Raw genomic sequence first — 16,737 nt, forward strand, 5'->3', positions numbered from 1 at the left:
CGGGGCATGCTGCATGAACTCGGCCTGGGCGAGATCACGCCCGAGCAGGTCGCGCAGCGCGTGGGCAAGGGCTCGGAGCATCTGGTCGCGCAGGTGCTGCGCCTGCACCTGCCGGCGCAGCAGGCCGACGCGCTGCACCCGCGGGCGCTGCGCGTGTACCAGCAGCACTACACGCAGGCCAACGGCCGGCATTCCGCACTCTTTCCCGGGGTGCTCGAGGGCCTGCGGCGCCTGCGCGACGCGGGCCTGGCACTGGCCTGCGTGACCAACAAGCCCGGGATGCACGCGCGCGCACTGCTCGAACGCAAGGGCCTGCTGGAGTTCTTTTCCGAGATCGCCGGCGGTGACGCCTACGAGCGCAAGAAGCCCGATCCGCTTCCGCTGCTGCGCACCTGCGAGCGCCTCGGGCACGCACCCGCGCGCACCCTGATGGTGGGGGACTCCCAGAACGACGCCGCCGCCGCCGCGGCCGCCGGCTGCCCCGCGGTGCTGGCCACCTACGGCTACAACCACGGCGAGCCGATTCGCGCCACGCCGGCGCTGGCCTATTTCGACCGCCTGGACCAGCTGCCCCTGGCCTGAGCGCCGCGCCCGCTCACTTCGAGTCGTCGAAGTCGCCCAGCAGGGCCTTCTTCAGGCCTTGCGCGGCGGGGCGCGGGCCCAGCCACACGCGCAGCAGGTTGTCGAAGAAGTGCGCGTCGGCGTAGGGCGCGCCCTCGACCTGCCCGTTGATGCTGATGCGCATCCCCTGGCCCGGCACGTCGGCCAGCTCGACCACGTCGCCCTCGTGGAGCTCATGCCGGTCGGCGAACAGCCCGCCCATGCGCGCCAGGCCCGTGATCATGGTGGCGAAGTCGGCCGCGGGCACGTTGTTCTTGATGTCCTCGGTCAGCTTGTCGCCCAGTTCCTTGCCGCTGACGTCGCGCAGCATGACCAGGCGCATCAGCTTGGGCCCGGGCATGCCCAGCGCGGCGCTGGCGCTGTGCGCGGGCCGCGGCAGGTACAGCTCGGCCACGTAGACCTTGAAGATCAGGAAGTAGCGTGTTCCCGCGCCGTTGAGCATGAGCCGGGTGCTGCCCACCTGCGCGCTCGGCGGCACGCTGACGCCGTGCAGGCGCAAGGCGCCGGGCGCTTGCGCGGCCGGCGCCGACGCGCCGGGGGCGGCGGGTGCGGAGGCCGGTTGGGACGCCTGCGCGGCGCCGGCGCCTGGAGCCAGCGCCAGGCACAGTGCCAGGCACGAGGGCAGGCTCAGCAGCGGCAGCGGCACGCGGCGCGGCGGTCTGGACGGGCGGGGCAGACGCATCGGGGCTCCTCGACGGTTGAAAAGCGAACGACCGTTCGCATGGGGCGGCAGTGTGCCTGCATCGCGACGGCTTGGCAATCGGCCCGCGCCCACATGCTGCGCGCCGTGGGGATTTGCTAAAGTTCGCGCAGCTTGGGTATTGTCCGTTTTCCGCGGGCCCTGTCTTCGTCCTCGTCGATGTTCCTCTCTCGCAAGCACACCTTGGGTTCGCTGGACCGGGGAGCCTGGCCCTGGCGCCGCTGCTGCTCGCGCCGCTGCGCGGCGTGACCGGCGGCGCCACGCGCCGCAGCCGAGAGACCGCCCGTCGCGGGCGGCCCATGAACATCCGGCGGCCCCGGGGCCGCCAGTGAGTCCACCCATGACCGAAACCGAATTCCAGGCCCTGGCCGACGCCGGCTACAACCGCATCGCGATGGTCTCGCAGGCCTTCGCCGATCTCGAGACCCCGCTGTCGCTGTATCTCAAGCTCACCGACGGCGGCGCGGCGCGCAACACCTTCCTGCTCGAATCCGTGGTCGGCGGCGAGCGCTTCGGACGCTACTCCTTCATCGGCCTGGCCGCCGGCACCGAGCTGCGCGTGAAGGCCGGCGTCACGCGCGTGCTGCGCGACGGCGTCGAGGTCGAGCGTTCCGAGCAGCCGCCGCTGGCCTTCATCGAGGCCTTCCGCGCCCGCCACAAGGTGGCACTGCCCCAGGGCATGCCGCGTTTTTGCGGCGGCCTGGCCGGCTACTTCGGCTATGACGCGGCGCGCTACATCGAGCCGCGCCTGCAGGCCTCGGCGCAGCGCAACCCGCGCCCGGACCCGCTGGAGCTTCCCGACATCCTGCTGCTGCAATGCGAGGAACTGGCGGTCATCGACAATCTGGCGGGCCGCCTGAGCTTCATCGTCTACGCCGACCCGACCCAGCCCGATGCCCACGCGCGCGCCCGCGCCCGCCTGCTGGAGTTGCGCGAACGCCTGCGCGCCAGCGTGAAGGCGCCGGCCATGCCCGCGGCCGAGGTGACGCCGGTGGAGCACGAGTTCGAGCACGCCGACTACCTGCGCGCGGTGGAGCGTGCCAAGGAACTGATCGCCGCCGGGGACTTCATGCAGGTGCAGGTCGGCCAGCGCCTGCGCAAGCGCTTCGGGCAGTCGCCGCTGTCGCTGTACCGGGCGCTGCGCACGCTGAATCCCTCGCCCTACATGTACCTGTACAACTTCGGCGACTTCCAGGTGGTGGGTTCGTCGCCGGAAATCCTGGTGCGGCAGGAGGCCACGCCCGAGGGGCAGAAGGTGACCATCCGCCCGCTGGCCGGCACGCGCCCGCGCGGCGAAACCGCCGAGCGGGACCTGACCAACGAGCGCGAACTTCTGGCCGACCCCAAGGAGCGCGCCGAGCACCTGATGCTCATCGACCTGGCGCGCAACGACCTGGGGCGCATCGCGCGCATCGGCACCGTGCAGGTGACCGAGGCCTTCGCCATCGAGCGCTATTCCCATGTCATGCACATCGTCAGCAACGTCGAGGGCCTGCTGCAACCCGGCCTGGGCGCGCTGGACGTGATGCGCGCCACCTTCCCCGCCGGCACGCTGTCGGGGGCGCCGAAAATCCGCGCCATGGAGGTGATCGACGAACTCGAACCCACGCGCCGCGGCCTGTACGGCGGGGCCGTGGGCTACTGGAGCTTCGCCGGCGACATGGACCTGGCCATCGCCATCCGCACCGGCATCGTCAAGGACGGCTGGCTGTACGTGCAGGCGGCCGCGGGCGTGGTCGCCGACTCGGTGCCCGAGATGGAATGGCGCGAGACCGAGGCCAAGGCGCGCGCGGTGCTGCGCGCGGCCGAGCAGGTGCAGCAGGGCCTGGACGCCTGAGCAGGCGCCCGCGCCCCCTTTGCATCGCAGGCCGGCCGGCGGCATGGACGCGAGTTCGCGCAAGGCGGCACGCGGCGAGGCCGTCGGGGCCATGCTGTGGGGCGTGCAGCTGGCGGCGGTGGCCGTTGCGGCCCGCGACGTGCCGCCGCTGCTGCAGGCCACGCTGACCAGCACGGCCTCGCTGCTCCTGTTGTGGCTGTGGACCCGCTGGCGCCACATCGCCGTGTTCGCGCAGGACGCCACGCTGACCCCCGGCATGGGCCTGGGCCTGCTGTTCAGCGTGCGCCTGGCGCTGCTGTACCTGGCCGTGCCGCACGTGGGCGCCGCCGCCACCGTGGAATTCAGCGCGGGCGCCGTGCTGCTGCAGGCCGCGCTGCGGCGCGGACCGCGCGCGTGGCCGGCCCTGCTCGCCGGCGTGCTGGTGCTGCTCGTGCTGAGCGCCGTGCTGCCGCTGCCCGGGCTGGCTCTGGCCGCGTGCGCCGCGCTGGCGTGGGTGGCCCAGCAACGCCTGCTGCGCGACCCGCGGCTGATCGACTGCGCCGGCGAGCAGTTCGTGTTCTACCAGCTGATCGGTGCCGCCGTCACCCTGCCGGTGGCCTCGGTGGTGGCCGGCGAGAACTGGTTGGTGCATCCGGGCGCCACGGCATGGTGGGCGCTGGCCGCGCAGGTCGCCTGCTGCGTGCTTGCGCTGGCCTTGCTGTGGATCGCGCCGCGCGACGGCGTGCGGCAGGGAACCCTGCCGGCGCTGCTGCCCCTGGCGGCCGGCGCGGCGCTGCTGCTGCAGTCCCTGCTGGAAAACGCGGCGCCGTGGGCCTGCTGGGCCGGCCTCGCCTTGCTCGTGCCCGGCGCGCTGTGGCTGCAGCTGGGGCTCAGGGATGCCGGGGCCCGGGCCTGGGGATGAATTTCCAGCTGCGCGCGCGGTAGGCGGCGTATTCGGGCCAGCGCCGCAGCAGCAGGCGCTCCTCCATCGAGGACTTGCCCTGCAGCACCAGCAGCAGCCCCACCCAGGCGGCCAGGCGGGGCAGGTCCGCGGCCGACGCCGCCACCGCGGCCATCAGCAGCAGCAGCGAGCTGTACATGGGGTGGCGCATGCGCCGGTAGGGACCGCCCGTGACCAGGCGCCCCGAGGGCCGCGGCTCCGGGCGGATGTTGAAATTGCCCGGTCGGTTCCAGGCCAGCACCCAGGCGCCCAGGCCCAGTCCGGCCGCCGCGAGGCCCAGCGCCGCGGCGTTCAGGCGCCAATGCGCCGGCCACAGCAGCATCAGCGCGATGAGGGCGAACTGGGCCAGCACCCACAGGCGACCCTGGAGCCCCGGACTCAAGATGTCCCTCCGTGCGCCCCTGGGGTTGTCCGCAAGGGGGTGAACGACGTTTCCATGCAACGCATGGTAGTGCGCGCCTGCCCGGGCTCCACCCTGAAAACCTGGCCGGCGGCTCCGTATCCACCCGTATCAGGGTTTGCCAGGGGGGCTGAGCAGGCGCAAAATAGGGTCTGGACACAATCCTTCGTGCAGGCTCCTCCGATGCTAGATCCCACCGATCCGGCGGCCGTACAACGCGCCGTGCAACGGGCCTTGAACCGTGATCTCCAGCCCGGGGAAATCCTGGTGCTGGGGCGCACGCACGAAGGACGCGCCTTCCGCCCCAGCGACTGGGCCGAGCGCCTGGCCGGGGTGATGTCGCGCTTCCGCCCCATCGGGGCCGGGCACGCCGAGGAACACCTGTGCTATTCGCCCCTGTGCATGCCCACGCTGGTCGACGGCGTGCGCGCGGTGGTGGTCAGCCGCGAACTGGCCGACGTGGAGCCCATGGCCTACCAGTTCGTGCTGCGTTTCGCGCGCGACAACAACCTCGAGACCGTGCAGGCCTGCATGCTGGACCTCGACTCGGCCGGGCAGGCTACAGCGCATGCCCCCGCTGCCGACGCCAGCGGCTTGCGCGTGGCCTGAACCATCGCCGGGCTGCACCCGGCGCGGGCCGGCGTGCTCACGCGGTGAGCTTGGAACTGACCAGCCGGTTCAGACTCACCCCTTGCTCGCTGGCCTCGATCGCCAGGCGACGATGCTGTTCCGGCGGGATGCGAACCTTGAACTCGCCGCTGTATCTGCGATCGGCCAGGGGCTCGGGCACCTGCTCGGAGGCCGAGATCATGTCCGCCACGCACTCGGCCACCAGGCGCCGGATGCCCGCCAGTGCCTGTTCCGGCGAGGCCGCGAGCCAGGACAGTGAGGGAAATTCGGCGCACAAGCCGACATGTTCGATGTCTTCCGAGGACCAGGTGACGCGATAGGTGTAGTGGTCAACGTTCATCGATTCGCCAGAGATCGCCGAAGCGCACGCTTGAGGGCGATGTCCGCATCTGGCTTAAGGTTTTTCAAGACTGGATATGACGGATGGTGTCACTAATGACACCATCCGTCAAGCTTTCCCCGCAGCGGCAGGCTATCGCAGGGCCTTCGAGCGCCTGCGGGCTCGCGGGATTCGGAGTACGGATCAGGCCGAGGCCTGCCACCAGGCGGCCAGCAGCAACGCGGGCACCAGCAGCCAGGCGCCGACGCCCGGCCAGGCACGGGCGGCGGCGTAGGCGGCGGCGGCCGACGCGGCCACGGCGCCGGCGTTGCGCCAGTCGCCGAACATCAACTGCAGGAGTTTTTTCATGCGCGACTCCCGGCGGGCGCCGCGGCCGGCACGCGCAATTGCGCGGCGAGCAGACGGCCGCAGACGGCGTAGACCAGGAACAGCAGCGGCAGGCTGAGGTCGCCCATCGGCCAGGCTGCCTGTTCACCCAGCACACCGGCCAGGCTCCAGTAGCTGCCGAAGGCCAGCAAGGCGCAGGCCACCAGGAACTTCAGCGTGTTCTCCGGCACGGCGCTCAGCGGAGCGCGCAGCGCCATGCCCGCGGCGATCACCACCAGCAGCGCCAACACGGCCGCGGCGGCGGACTGCCCGAGGTCCAGCCCGTGGCCCATGGCCACCACCAGCAGCCACACCTCCAGGCCTTCGAGCAGCACGCCCTTGAAGGCCACCAGCCAGGCGGCGCGCACTTCCGCGTGGTCCAGCGCCTCGCGGGTCTCGCGGAATTCCTCGAGCTCGTCGTGCAGGCGCGTGCGTCCGGCGTAGCGCCGCACCGCCTTCACGTACCAGCGCAGCCCGAACAGCAGCAGGAACACGCCGATGGCCGCGCGCATGACGTTCATGTCGCCGTCGATCAGGTGCAAGCCGGCGGCGCCCGCGGCCACCAGCAGGCTCACCAGGGCCAGCGCGCTGATCGCGGCGCTCGTGGCGCGCGCCCAGCCGATGCTCAAGGCCACCGCCAGCACGATGGTGAAAGCTTCCACCCATTCCACGGCGCTGGCCGCGAAAATCGCGCCGGCCGCTCCCCAATGCGTCCAATTCATCAAATCGTCTTCTCCCTTTCGAGTTCGAGTTCAGCCGTCGGGACCCGCTGGCTTGCGGGCGTCTCGCGGCCTTCGTAGATCAGCGCCTGGCGCAGGTCCAGGTGCAGTTCCACACGGTCTCCCGGCGCTCGCCATGCCGGGCCCATCAGGCGCAACGCCACGCCGTGCAGCGTGACGTGCAGTTCGAAACCCTGCGGCGTGGCCGTGCAGCGCAGCACCTCGGCCGTCACCGCGCTATCGCCGTCGCGCGGTGCGCCGTCGGCCGCGCGCAGCGAGCCGGCCGGCAGGTAGAGGCGGGCGCCGTGGCCGGCCCGGTCCGTCCCGGCGGCAGCGGGCAAGGCGCCCCAGGGGGCATGCAGCAGGCCGCCCGCGCGGCGCAGCGGCCACGGCCCCGGCGCGTGCACGAACCGCGCCACGTGTTCGTCGCGGGGCATCGCCAGCAAGGTGCGCGGAGCGTCGATCTGGCGCAGCACGCCGGCATCGAGAATACCCACCTGGTCGCCCAGGGAAAAGGCCTCGCGGTGGTCATGGGTGATGTACAGGGCCGACAGGCCGTGTTCGCGGACCACGCCGCCGATCAGCTCGCGCAGTTCCTCGCGCAGCGCGGCGTCCAGGTTCGACAGCGGCTCGTCGCACAGCAGCAGGCGCGGACGCACCGCCAGCGCCCGTGCCAGCGCCACGCGCTGCTGCTGCCCGCCCGAGAGTTCGTGCGGACGGCGGTCGCGCAGCCCCTGCAGTCCCACGCGGCGCAGCATGTCCAGCGCCTGCTCGGCGGCATGCGCCATTTTGCGCGCGCGCAGCGGCAGGGCCACGTTGTCCAGCGCGCTCAGGTGCGGCCACAAGGCGTAGTCCTGGAACACCATGCCCAGGCCCCTGCGCTCGGGCGGCAGCGCGGCCTGCCCGGGCCCGGCCACGACCAGCCCGGCGATGCGTACCGTGCCGCCGTCGGGAGCTTCCAGGCCGGCGACGATGCGCAGCAGCGTGGTCTTGCCCGAGCCGGAGGCGCCCAGCAGGCAGACGATCTGCCCGGCCTCGATGCGCAGGTCCAGGCCGCGCAGGGCCGTGTGCCCGCCGAAGTGCTTGTGCACGCCGATCAGTTCCAGGGCATTCATCGCGGGTCTCCCAGGCGCCGGGCGGCACGCGCGAAGGTCCAGCGCGCCAGCGCCGCGAAGCCCAGCAACAGCGCGATGCCCAGCAATTGCAGCCGTGCCTGCAGGCGCAACTGGAAGCCCGAGGCCGCGTTCAGCAGAGCCACCGCCAGCGGCGCATGGCCGGCCGGATACAACAGCTGCGAGGCCGGAAGTTCGAAGGCCACGTGCAGCGCGGTCATCAGCCAGGCCGCGCCAAGCGCCGGCGTCAGCAGGGGCCATTCCACCCGCAGCAGCGCCTGCAGGCGCGACAGGCCGTGCACGCGCGCGGCCTCGCCGAGGCTGCCGTGCAGTTGCGCCACCGGTCCCTGCAGCATGCGGGTCGCCGCCGGCAGCGCGAGCGCGACGTAGGCCATGGCCAGCAGCGCGCTGCCTCCGTACCAGGGGGTGATGGACAGGTTGTACATCTGCACGTAGGCCGCCGCGAGCACGATGCCGGGCAAGGCCATCGCCGCGGTGAGACCCAGGTCGACGGCGCGCCCGAGTCGGCTGCCGGCGGCCAGTGCGCGCGCCATCGGCCAGGCCAGCGCGGTGGCCGCGGTCGCGGCCAGCAGCGCCATGCGCAGCGAGTAGCCGAAGGCCGGCAGCAGCTGCGCGGCGGAGCGCGCGAAACCCTCGCCGTGCCCGATGCCGCCGAAGGCCAGGCTGGCCGCGCTGAGCAGGGGAACCCCGAGCGCGAGCAGGCCCAGCCCGGCCACGCCGACGGCGTGCGCCAGCGCCTGCGCGGGCGGCAGCGTCAGCGGCGGCGCCGGGCGGTGGCGCGCGCCCACGCTGCGCGCGGCGGCGCCGCGGCGGCCGGGAAGTTCACCGGCATCGCCGCCACCGACTGCTCGATGGCATAGGTCGCCATCATCGTGCCGCTGCCCGCGCCCAGCGTGGCGGCCACGGCGAAATCGCTGGCCGACTCGGCAAAGGCGGCTGCGAAACCCGCGGCCAGCGCGGGCAGCAGCGCGTGCACCGCCAGGCGCAGGCGATGGCCGCGTCCCAGGCCGAGTACCCGGGCGGCTTCCTGCGGCGCCGCGGAGGCGCTGCGCAGGCTGAGTTGCAGCGCGAGGAAGGTGTAGGGCAAGGCCTTGAAGGCCAGGCTGAGCACGATGCCGGGAGGGCCGAGCAGGCCTTGGGCGCCCGCCAGGAGCCAGGGCCAGCGGGCCAACGGCCCCACGGGCGCGGCCAGCAGCATCCAGCCTGAGGCGACGAAATACCCGGGCAGCACCAGCAGCAGCCAGATGCCGGCTTCGATCCAGGCGCGCCACGCCAGCAGGCTGCGCTCGCGCAGCCACGCCAGCCAGGCACCCAGCGGCAACGCGATCAGGCTGGCCAGCAAAGCGATGAGCCCGCTGTTGCGCAGGGCGCCCGCGCCCCCGGCGGCCCAGGCCTGGGCGAAGGAGGCCAAGTCGGGATGCAACTCGCCACGCAGCAGTCCGGGCGCCAGCGCCTGGCCCAGGAAGCCGCCCAGGGGCCAGCCCCACAAGGCCAGCGCGGCGAGCGCGAGCAGCGCGGGGCCGAGGGCGCGGCTGGCGCGATGCCGGGCCTGGCCCGGCCACGGCGCGCGCGCCTCGTCGCGCGCGCCTGGCGGGGCAGCGGCCTCGAGCGGGCGCTGCAGCGCCCGCGGTCCGATCCCGGGAGCGCTCAATGGAGTACGTGGGAGCTGAACCACTGGTCCACGCTGGCCTCGCGCGCGCCCCAGATCGCCGGATCCAGGCGCTGGGGGTCGCGCACCGTCAGGCGCGCCAGCGCCGGCAGAGGCGCCACGCCGCGCAGCAGCGGCTGGTAGTTGGAATCGGCGCTGGGGTCGCCCTGCTGCATGGCCCGCTGGCCGGCCGGTGACAGCACGAACTCGACGAATCGGCGGGCCTGCAGCCGTTCGGCACCCCGCACGTGCGCGCCGATGGCGATGTCGGACGGAAGTTCGGCCACGGGCGCGGGCGTGAGCACGCGCAGATGGGCTTCGCGTTGCGCGAAGCCCAGTGCGGCGGAGCTCTGCACCACGGCCACGTCGATCTGCCCGTACTGCAGCGCGCGCAGCGTGACGCTGTTGGTCGGGTACACCTTCAGCCCGTTGGCCTTGAGGTGCTCGAACCAGGCCTGGCCCGCCTGCATGCCATCGTGCTGCAGGATGCCGGCGACGAAGGGGAAGGTGGGCCCGGAGATGGCTGGATTGTTCATGCCCACCTTGCCGCGCAGCGCGGGCGAGCCCAGGTCGGACCAGGTGGCGGGCAGCGTGCCCACGCGGCGTGTATTCACCAGCAGTGCGCCGGCGTAGGTGAGCCCCACCGGCAGGTAGCAGCGGTCGGCCGGCACCAGCGCCATGCCGGCGGTGTCGTAGTCCACGCGCGGCGTCCAGCCACAGGCCAGAAGGTGGCGCGAGGCCATGTCGCGCATGGCCGTGTCGCCGTCGAACCAGACGACGTCCCATTGCGGACGCGGCCCTTCGGCCTGCACGCGTGCCTGCAGCGGACCGGTGCTCAGGTGCACCAGGTCCACCGGGATGCCCGTGGCTTTCGTGAAGGCCTGCGCCACGGCGTGGTCATAGCCGAAGGCGGCGTACACGCGCAGCGTGGAAGCGTCGGCGCCGGCGCCCGCGGTCGCCCAGGCGAGCAGGGCGGCGCCGGCGGCGAGCGAGCGCACGACGCGCGCCGCGCGGTGGCGAATCGGTGCGGTGGTGGTCATGGTTGGAGCACGAAGCGAACCCAGATGTGGAAGGACAGCAGCCTGCCCGCGAGCTTCGGCGGCGGCGGCGGGCAATAAGCCACGCGCACGGCCCGCAACGCGGCGGCGTCGAGCAGGTCCGAGCCGCTGCTTTGAAGGACGTGGATCGCCGATACGCGGCCGTCCAGGAAATCGAAGCCGACCAGCGTCCTGCCGCTGAGCTGCATCAGGCGCGCCGCCGAGGGGTAGCGCACGGCGTTCTGGATCGCGTCGCGCAACTCGGCCTCGAAGGTCGCTCGTGCCGAGGCGATGGCCTGGGCATCGGGTTGCGCAGCCGGTGCGGGAGGCGCGGGCGGCGCGGGGGCCGCCACCGGCACCGGCACCGGTGACGCTGGCTGCGCGACCGGCTGCGGCAGCGGCGCCGGCACGGGGCGAGGGGGAACGGGCCGCCGGTGGCGCACCACCGGCCGGGGCTTGGGCAGGGGTTTGGGAATCGGCTTGTGAATCGGCTTGTGAATCGGCTCGGGTGCCCGCAGGGGGGCGGGCTTCGGTGCGGGCTTGGGGGCAGGCTTGGGGGCCGGCACCAGGGTGATCTGCAGCGGCGGGAGCGGCGGGGGCGCAGCCGGGCGCCCCGCGAACCAGAGCACGGCCCCGACCAGCGCGATCTCCACGAGGGCCGCCAGGCCCACGCTGGCGGCCCAGCGCCGGCCCGCGGCCGGCTCTTCGTCCGGGCCCCAGGGGACGGTGGCGGCGATGCCCAGCGCGTTCATCGGGCCTGCGCCGGGTCGGCGCCCTCGGCGCGCGCCGCCAGGCCGATGTGGGTCACGCCCGCATTGCGACAGGCGTCCATCACGCGCATCAGCGACTGCAGCGAGACGTCCTTGTCACCGGCCAAGGTGACTTGAAGGTCCGATGCGTCAGGCTTGCTGCGCAGCAGCGTGGTGAGCTGCGCGGGGCTGAGTTCGCGCTGCTGGAAGTGGATCATGCCGGCGCGGTCGACCGCCAGGGTCATCTGCGGCTTGGGCATCGCCTGCGCGGTGCTGCTGCCCGGCAGGCGCGAGGCGATGCCGGCATCGGGGATCATGTGCAGGGTCACCATGATGAAGAACACCAGCAGGAAGAACATGATGTCGATCATCGGGATGATCTCGATGCGGGCCTTGCGGGTTTCGAAATAGCGCATGAGGTGGGCGGGAAAAAAAGACGCCACAGGCGTGCTGTGGCCGAAGCGGGCCCATCCCGGCGCCCGTTCTCACGATGTTCGTCCGCAGTGGTGGCGCGTGGCCCTCACTGAAGCAGTTGCACGCCCTGGGCCGGGCCCGCGGCATGGTGCCCCGGGGCATCCGGCAGGTTCCTGCCAGGGCCGCGATGGGTCCGGTAGTGGGGGTACATGCGGTTGGCCAGCATGAGCTTGATGCGCTCGAGCTGATGCACCAGCAGGCGCACGCGCTGCTGCAGCGCGTTGAACGCCACGAGTCCGAGCACGGCGATGAACAGGCCCGCCGCGGTGGCCAGGAGCGCCTCGCCCACGCCGCCCGTGACCTGCTGGGTCGCTCCGGCCGGATTCGACAGGGCCTGGAAGGTGTTGAACATGCCCACGATGGTTCCCAGCAGCCCGAGCAGTGGTGCCAGCGTGACGATGGTGTCGAGCACCCACAGGCCGCGGTCGATGCGCGGAACCTGGTCCATGACCGCTTCTTCCAGGCGGTCCTGCAGGTGGTGCATGGGGTCGCCCAGATCATGGGTCAGCGCCACCGCCACCACGTGGGCGGCCGGTGAACGCTCGTCGCGCTGCAGCGCCTCGCGCAGTTGCGAGGCATCGACATGGGTCAGCTCCTTGAGCTTGCGCACCCATTCGCGGCACTGGCCCTGCATGCGCGCGAGCGCCCAGAAGCGCTCGAGCATGACGGCCAGCGCGACCAGCAGCAGCGCGGCCATCAGGTACAGGATGCCGCCCGAGGTGCGGGCGGCGTGGAGGATGATCTGGGCATTCATGAGGGGATCCGGTGGGCGCCGGCGCGGACTCGAGGGTCCGCCGCCGGCGCCGTGGCTGCGACGCTTACTCGAAGGGGTAGGACAGGTTCAGGGTCACGCTGCGCCCGGCGTTGTTGTAGAACAAGGGAACGCCGCTGCTGGCGGTGTAGCCGGCCAGTGCGAACAGCTTCTGGTTGTCGAACAGGTTGCCGATCTGCAGTCCGATCTTCGCGCCCTTGGGCAGCATGTTGTCGCCCTGCGCGGTGTAGTTGATCGCCAGGTTGGTGATGGCGATGGACGAGAAGGGATAGATCGGCGTGGCGCCGTTGAAGTCGCCGTAGCGCGAGCCCAGGAACTTGGTGATCAGCGCGCCGTACCACGGGCCCTGGTTGTAGATCAGGCCCAGGGCTTCCGTGTGCTTGGGAATGCCCGCGAGTTGTTGACCCTGGGTGGCGTCCGCGTTGTCGTCGATCGCCTCGTTGTACGAGGCGTTGGCGTATACGCTGTAGCCCGAGCCGACGTAGTACGTGCCTTCGGCCTCGATGCCCTGGTAGTGCGCCTTGCCGTACTTGTAGGTCAGGGTGTTGCCCTTGAGCTTGGCACCGATCACCGCATTGCTGTTGTTCACGCGATAGACGTCGCCCGACAGCACCAGGTCCTGCGAGCGCCAGGAGCTTCCCAGCTGGAAGTTCTGCGTGGTCTGCGGGGAAACCGCATCGGCGGTCTGCAGCGGGTCGGTGCTGTAGAACACGTTCAGGTTGGGGGCGAGGAAGCCTTCGGCGGCCTGCGCGTACACCACCCAGCCGGGCTGCACCGTGTAGTGGGCGTCGATCGACGGCAGCAGCTTGTTCCAGCTCTTGGCGATGCCGTAGGCCGGCTGGCCGCTGCCCTGGTTGATCTGCGCGTCCAAGGTGCGGCGGAAGTAGGCGTCGCGCAGCCCGGGGGTGAGCACCAGCCTGGGAGCCACCTTCCATTGGTATTCCACGTAGGGCTGCAGCTGGGTCAGCGAGTCCTTCATCAGGCGGTCGCTGTTGTATTGCCCGGCGCCCGCATAGGTGCTGGTCTCGTAGCGTCCGTTGTCCTGGCGGTCGATCCACACCCCGGTCTTGAGGGTCCCGGTGGAGAAGTCCCTGGCCGTGCGCAGCAGGTCGCCCCAGGAGCGGTAGTTCATGTACATCTGGTAGAGGTACACCGAGCCGTCGCTGTTGTTGGTGGCGGCGGCCGCGGCCGCCGCGGCGGGAACCGTGCCGTCGCTCACCCCACCCGGGCAGTCGAGGGTGCCGTAGTGGCAGGCCTGGTCGTTGGGGGCGAATCCGGCGTAGCCGTTGTGGTAGTAGGCGTAGGTGTAGACCTTGTTGTCCACCTTCCAGTCGCCCATATGGGTCTTCAGGTCGACGTATTCGAAGTCGGTCGTGATGTCGTCGTAGTTGTACGCGGCGTCGGCCTGGCTGAGCGGGTTGGTGTTGAAGCCGTAGTTGCTGCCGAAGGCCTGCATCTGGCCGGGCACGCCGGGGGCGGTGGCGGGGTCGCCGGTGTTGCCGCTGGGGATGGCCACGTAGGGCTCGGTGGTCGCGCCGAACGGCGGGTGCTGCAGCGTGTGGTTCTTCATGCCCACGACGGTCAGCAGCGAGTCGTCGCCCACCGGACGCTCGACCTTGAGGAACAGGTTCGAGCGGTGGAACGAGGTGTTGCTCAGGTAGCCGTTGCTGTCGAGCTTGCGGTAGTCGAAGAAGGCGCGCGTGTCGCCATAGTCCTTCATCAGGCCGGTGTCGAATTCCGCGCCCAGCATGTGGGTGCCCCAGCTGCCGATGCTGCCGTAGATCGTCGCCTTCGGGATGTTCGACGGATCCTTCGAGCTCACGTGGATGGTTCCGCCGAAGGTCGCCGGGCCGATGTTGCTGGCGTCACCCGGACCGCGCTCGACGGTGATCGGCCCCAGATCCTGGGGCATGAAGTAGGTCGTCGAGTGGTGCGTGAAATCGTTGGAATCGCCCCAGGGGATCCCGTCGAAGGTCACGTCGTACTGGCCGTCCGTGAAGCCGCGGATCGAGGGGCCGCCGACGTGGTTGTTGCCCGATTCGGACAAGCCGGGACCGTTGGGGTCGATGCTCATCACGCTCGGGCTGATCCCGACGATGTCGGAATAGTTGGACGCCGGCGCGGCTGTTTCCTCGATCACATGCTGGCTGATGGTCGATTGCGGCTGCGTCGCCTTCAGGGAGTTGCGGCTCAGCGCCTGGTACGGGGCGCTTTGCTTCTTGGCCTGGCCCGATTGCGCGGCGCCTTGCGCGCCGGCCTGCACGGTGCCCAGGTCGGTGGCGGTGGTGCCCTGGGCGTAGACGGCGGCTGACGAGGCGTACAGCGCCAGCAGCACGGCTTGGGACAGGAGCTTGCGGCGAAGCGCAGGCGGCGTGGTGCGGTGAGTCATGGATGCTCCGGATGGCGATGGAATTCGGGGGCTCTCTTCGGCCGGTGTCGTCGGCCCGCGAAACCAGGGTTGCGAGCCTGGACTCCATTGCATCGGCAGCGCGTGATGTTCAGGTTGCGCGAACCTGTCCGAATCCTCACCAAGGCTGTCGGAGTTGTTCAGGAATGTTTCCTGGCGGAGGCGGTTCCGGGCGCGCAGGCGGCGGTGCCGGACCAGCGGTAGCCGCTTCCATGCAGGGTCTGCAGGTGGCCGTCGAGGCCGTGGCGCTGCAGCAGGCGGCGCAGCCGGCCGACCGCGGTGTGCAGCGCCTGCGCGTCGGCGCGCGCCGGGATGTCCAGCGCCACGCGCAGGCTGGCGGCGCTGAGCACGCGCCCGGGCCGCTCGCACAGCGCCCACAGAAGCCGGAACAGTTGGGGTTGCAGGGTCTGGTGCTCGGTCCCGCAGCGCAGCTCGCGGGTGGGTGCGTCCAGCGTGCTGTCGGGGGCCACGCTCAGCCAGCCGGCGGGCACCGGGGCCACGCGTTCGCGCAGGCGCCCCAACTGGGCCTGCAGCAGCGCCGGGGCGAAGCGCAGCCCGACCACGGCATCCGCGCCGGCGCGCAGCGCCTGCAGGGCGAGCGGACCGCCGGGGTCCTCGAGCAGCGCCACCAGCACCGCCTGCGAGGAGGCGGGATGGTGGCGCACGCGCATGATCCAGTCGGTGGCCGCACGTGCCTGTTCCGCGCAGCGCAGCATGGCGGCCCAGGAACTGCCGTCGGCGAGTTGCTTCAGCGCGGTGTCGGGCTCGGCCGCCTGCGAGTTGTCCAGCGGACTGGGCGCTGCGTGCCCGAAGCCGACGTACAGCACCGAATGCTTGACGGCCGGCCCGCCGCGGGCGACGGGCGCGGGCGCAGGGCCCGAGGGGAGCATGTCGAAACCTCGCGTGCTGAAAAGCAGCGAGGCTCGCACGCCACGGTGACAGCGGCGTGACAGCGGCGTGACGTCGTCACGCCGCGGATCGGCAGGGGCTCAGACCACCGCGCCGGCGTTCGGGTCGTTGGGGTTCTTGGGGCGCCCCGGTCCGGACTTGAGCAGGTCCTCGCGCTTGACCCGCAGCCACATGGCGATCGCCGCGGCGACGAACACCGAGCTGTAGATGCTCATGGATATGCCGATGATCAGCGCCAGCGCGAAATAGTGCAGCGCGGGCCCGCCGAACAGGAACATCGAGAACGCCATCGCCAGGGTGGCGCCGTGGGTGATGATGGTGCGGCTGATGGTGTTGGTGATCGCGCTGTCGATCACGTGCACGGTGGTGTACTTGCGGTACTTGCGGAAGTTCTCGCGCACCCGGTCGAAGATCACCACCGACTCGTTCACCGAGTAGCCCAGCACCGCCAGCACCGCCGCCAGCACCGGCAGCGAGAATTCCCACTGGAAGAAGGCGAAGAAGCCCAGCACGATGATCACGTCGTGCAGGTTGGCCACGATGGCCGCCACGGAGAATTTCCACTCGAAGCGCAGCGCCAGGTACAGCATGATGCCGGCGATCACGAAGGCCAGCGCCTTCAGGCCGTCGGTGGCCAGCTCGGAGCCGACCTGCGGGCCCACGAACTCGGTGCGCGCCAGCTGAGCCTGCGGGTCGGCCGCCTTCAGCGCTGCCATCACGTGGTCGCTCTGCGCCGCGCTGCTCTCGCCGGCGCGCAGCGGAAGCCGGATCACCACGTCACGCGCGTTGCCGAAGGTCTGCACCTGCACGTCGCCGTAGCCCAGGCGTCTGGGCACCGCGCGCACCGAATCCAGGTCCGCCGCGTGGGGGTAGTGCACCTCCATCACGGTACCGCCGGTGAATTCGATCGACAGGTGCAGGCCGCGCGTGACCAGGAAGAACACGGCGGCGACGAACAACAGCGCCGAGATCACGTTCAGCACCGGTGCATAGCGCATGAACGGAATGTCGCGGCGGATACGGAAGAACTCCATCAGGATCTCCTGGTCGAAGGC

19 protein-coding genes are annotated in these 16,737 nt (G+C 71.2%); 4 read left to right on the forward strand and 15 right to left on the reverse strand.

All coding sequences use genetic code 11. The features are described from left to right. Nucleotides 1-582: HAD-IA family hydrolase (locus D466_RS22130; protein ID WP_018914865.1), on the forward strand; the 582-nt coding region annotated here is incomplete at its 5' end. 13 nt (nucleotides 583-595) lie between these two features. Here D466_RS22130 and D466_RS24155 read toward each other — a convergent pair. Then, entirely contained in the window at nucleotides 596-1,303 is a 708-nt protein-coding gene (locus D466_RS24155; protein ID WP_196803480.1) for a chalcone isomerase family protein, read from the reverse strand. 358 nt (nucleotides 1,304-1,661) lie between these two features. Between D466_RS24155 and trpE the strand changes: the two genes are divergently transcribed. Together trpE and D466_RS0116775 are read left to right on the forward strand one after the other, a co-directional pair. Continuing rightward, nucleotides 1,662-3,158 carry an anthranilate synthase component I gene (gene trpE, locus D466_RS0116770; protein WP_018914245.1) on the forward strand — a complete coding sequence of 499 codons (1,497 nt, stop codon included), beginning with the start codon at nucleotides 1,662-1,664 and terminating at the stop codon, nucleotides 3,156-3,158. 43 nt (nucleotides 3,159-3,201) lie between these two features. Beyond that, nucleotides 3,202-4,059: a hypothetical protein gene (locus D466_RS0116775; protein ID WP_018914246.1), complete on the forward strand. Its 858-nt coding sequence runs from the start codon at nucleotides 3,202-3,204 to the stop codon at nucleotides 4,057-4,059. Here D466_RS0116775 and D466_RS0116780 read toward each other — a convergent pair. Then, nucleotides 4,028-4,480: an isoprenylcysteine carboxylmethyltransferase family protein gene (locus D466_RS0116780; protein WP_038166263.1), complete on the reverse strand. Its 453-nt coding sequence runs from the start codon at nucleotides 4,478-4,480 to the stop codon at nucleotides 4,028-4,030. The two genes, D466_RS0116775 and D466_RS0116780, sit on opposite strands and share 32 nt — an antisense overlap. 285 nt (nucleotides 4,481-4,765) lie before the next feature. On the opposite strand from D466_RS0116780, the gene D466_RS22140 reads away from it, so the two are divergent. Then, a complete protein-coding gene (locus D466_RS22140; RefSeq protein ID WP_018914248.1) occupies nucleotides 4,766-5,107 on the forward strand; it encodes a DUF3579 domain-containing protein in 342 nt (113 codons plus the stop codon). Between the two features lie 37 nt (nucleotides 5,108-5,144). Here D466_RS22140 and D466_RS0116790 read toward each other — a convergent pair whose 3' ends face one another. From D466_RS0116790 to secF, 13 genes are all read right to left on the reverse strand, one after another. Further along, nucleotides 5,145-5,468, reverse strand: a complete 324-nt coding sequence (locus D466_RS0116790) for a type II toxin-antitoxin system HicB family antitoxin (protein WP_018914866.1) — start codon at nucleotides 5,466-5,468, stop codon at nucleotides 5,145-5,147. Nucleotides 5,469-5,651: 183 nt separating this feature from the next. Beyond that, on the reverse strand, nucleotides 5,652-5,816 hold the full coding sequence (locus D466_RS24540; RefSeq protein ID WP_018914867.1) for a hypothetical protein: 165 nt from the start codon (nucleotides 5,814-5,816) through the stop codon (nucleotides 5,652-5,654). Beyond that, nucleotides 5,813-6,556, reverse strand: coding sequence for a hypothetical protein (locus D466_RS0116800; protein WP_018914868.1), 744 nt, complete (start codon nucleotides 6,554-6,556; stop codon nucleotides 5,813-5,815). Before D466_RS0116800 ends, D466_RS24540 begins: the two co-directional genes overlap by 4 nt. Next, the gene (locus D466_RS22145; protein ID WP_018914869.1) at nucleotides 6,556-7,668 is read right to left on the reverse strand and encodes an ABC transporter ATP-binding protein; all 1,113 of its coding nucleotides are present in this window, start codon (nucleotides 7,666-7,668) and stop codon (nucleotides 6,556-6,558) included. Before D466_RS22145 ends, D466_RS0116800 begins: the two co-directional genes overlap by 1 nt. Next, complete coding sequence (locus D466_RS24160) at nucleotides 7,665-8,474, reverse strand: hypothetical protein (protein ID WP_018914870.1); 810 nt, start codon at nucleotides 8,472-8,474, stop codon at nucleotides 7,665-7,667. Before D466_RS24160 ends, D466_RS22145 begins: the two co-directional genes overlap by 4 nt. Then, entirely contained in the window at nucleotides 8,441-9,337 is an 897-nt protein-coding gene (locus D466_RS24165) for an ABC transporter permease subunit (protein ID WP_018914871.1), read from the reverse strand. The genes D466_RS24160 and D466_RS24165 overlap by 34 nt, the downstream gene beginning before the upstream one ends. Continuing rightward, entirely contained in the window at nucleotides 9,334-10,374 is a 1,041-nt protein-coding gene (locus D466_RS0116815; RefSeq protein ID WP_018914872.1) for an ABC transporter substrate-binding protein, read from the reverse strand. Before D466_RS0116815 ends, D466_RS24165 begins: the two co-directional genes overlap by 4 nt. Beyond that, nucleotides 10,371-11,123 (reverse strand): TonB family protein, encoded by a 753-nt coding sequence (locus D466_RS0116820; RefSeq protein ID WP_018914873.1) that lies wholly within the window; start codon nucleotides 11,121-11,123, stop codon nucleotides 10,371-10,373. Before D466_RS0116820 ends, D466_RS0116815 begins: the two co-directional genes overlap by 4 nt. Next, nucleotides 11,120-11,536: a biopolymer transporter ExbD gene (locus tag D466_RS0116825; protein ID WP_018914874.1), complete on the reverse strand. Its 417-nt coding sequence runs from the start codon at nucleotides 11,534-11,536 to the stop codon at nucleotides 11,120-11,122. The genes D466_RS0116820 and D466_RS0116825 overlap by 4 nt, the downstream gene beginning before the upstream one ends. A gap of 104 nt (nucleotides 11,537-11,640) precedes the next feature. Further along, nucleotides 11,641-12,348, reverse strand: coding sequence for a MotA/TolQ/ExbB proton channel family protein (locus tag D466_RS0116830; protein ID WP_018914875.1), 708 nt, complete (start codon nucleotides 12,346-12,348; stop codon nucleotides 11,641-11,643). A gap of 64 nt (nucleotides 12,349-12,412) precedes the next feature. After that, the gene (locus D466_RS0116835) at nucleotides 12,413-14,755 is read right to left on the reverse strand and encodes a TonB-dependent receptor (protein ID WP_018914876.1); all 2,343 of its coding nucleotides are present in this window, start codon (nucleotides 14,753-14,755) and stop codon (nucleotides 12,413-12,415) included. Between the two features lie 158 nt (nucleotides 14,756-14,913). After that, nucleotides 14,914-15,663 carry a winged helix-turn-helix domain-containing protein gene (locus D466_RS0116840; RefSeq protein WP_018914877.1) on the reverse strand — a complete coding sequence of 250 codons (750 nt, stop codon included), beginning with the start codon at nucleotides 15,661-15,663 and terminating at the stop codon, nucleotides 14,914-14,916. 99 nt (nucleotides 15,664-15,762) lie between these two features. Beyond that, nucleotides 15,763-16,716: a protein translocase subunit SecF gene (gene secF / locus D466_RS0116845; protein WP_018914878.1), complete on the reverse strand. Its 954-nt coding sequence runs from the start codon at nucleotides 16,714-16,716 to the stop codon at nucleotides 15,763-15,765. Nucleotides 16,717-16,737 lie beyond the last annotated feature (21 nt).

The organism is Thiomonas sp. FB-6 (genome assembly GCF_000377645.1).
Lineage (GTDB): Bacteria > Pseudomonadota > Gammaproteobacteria > Burkholderiales > Burkholderiaceae_C > Thiomonas_A.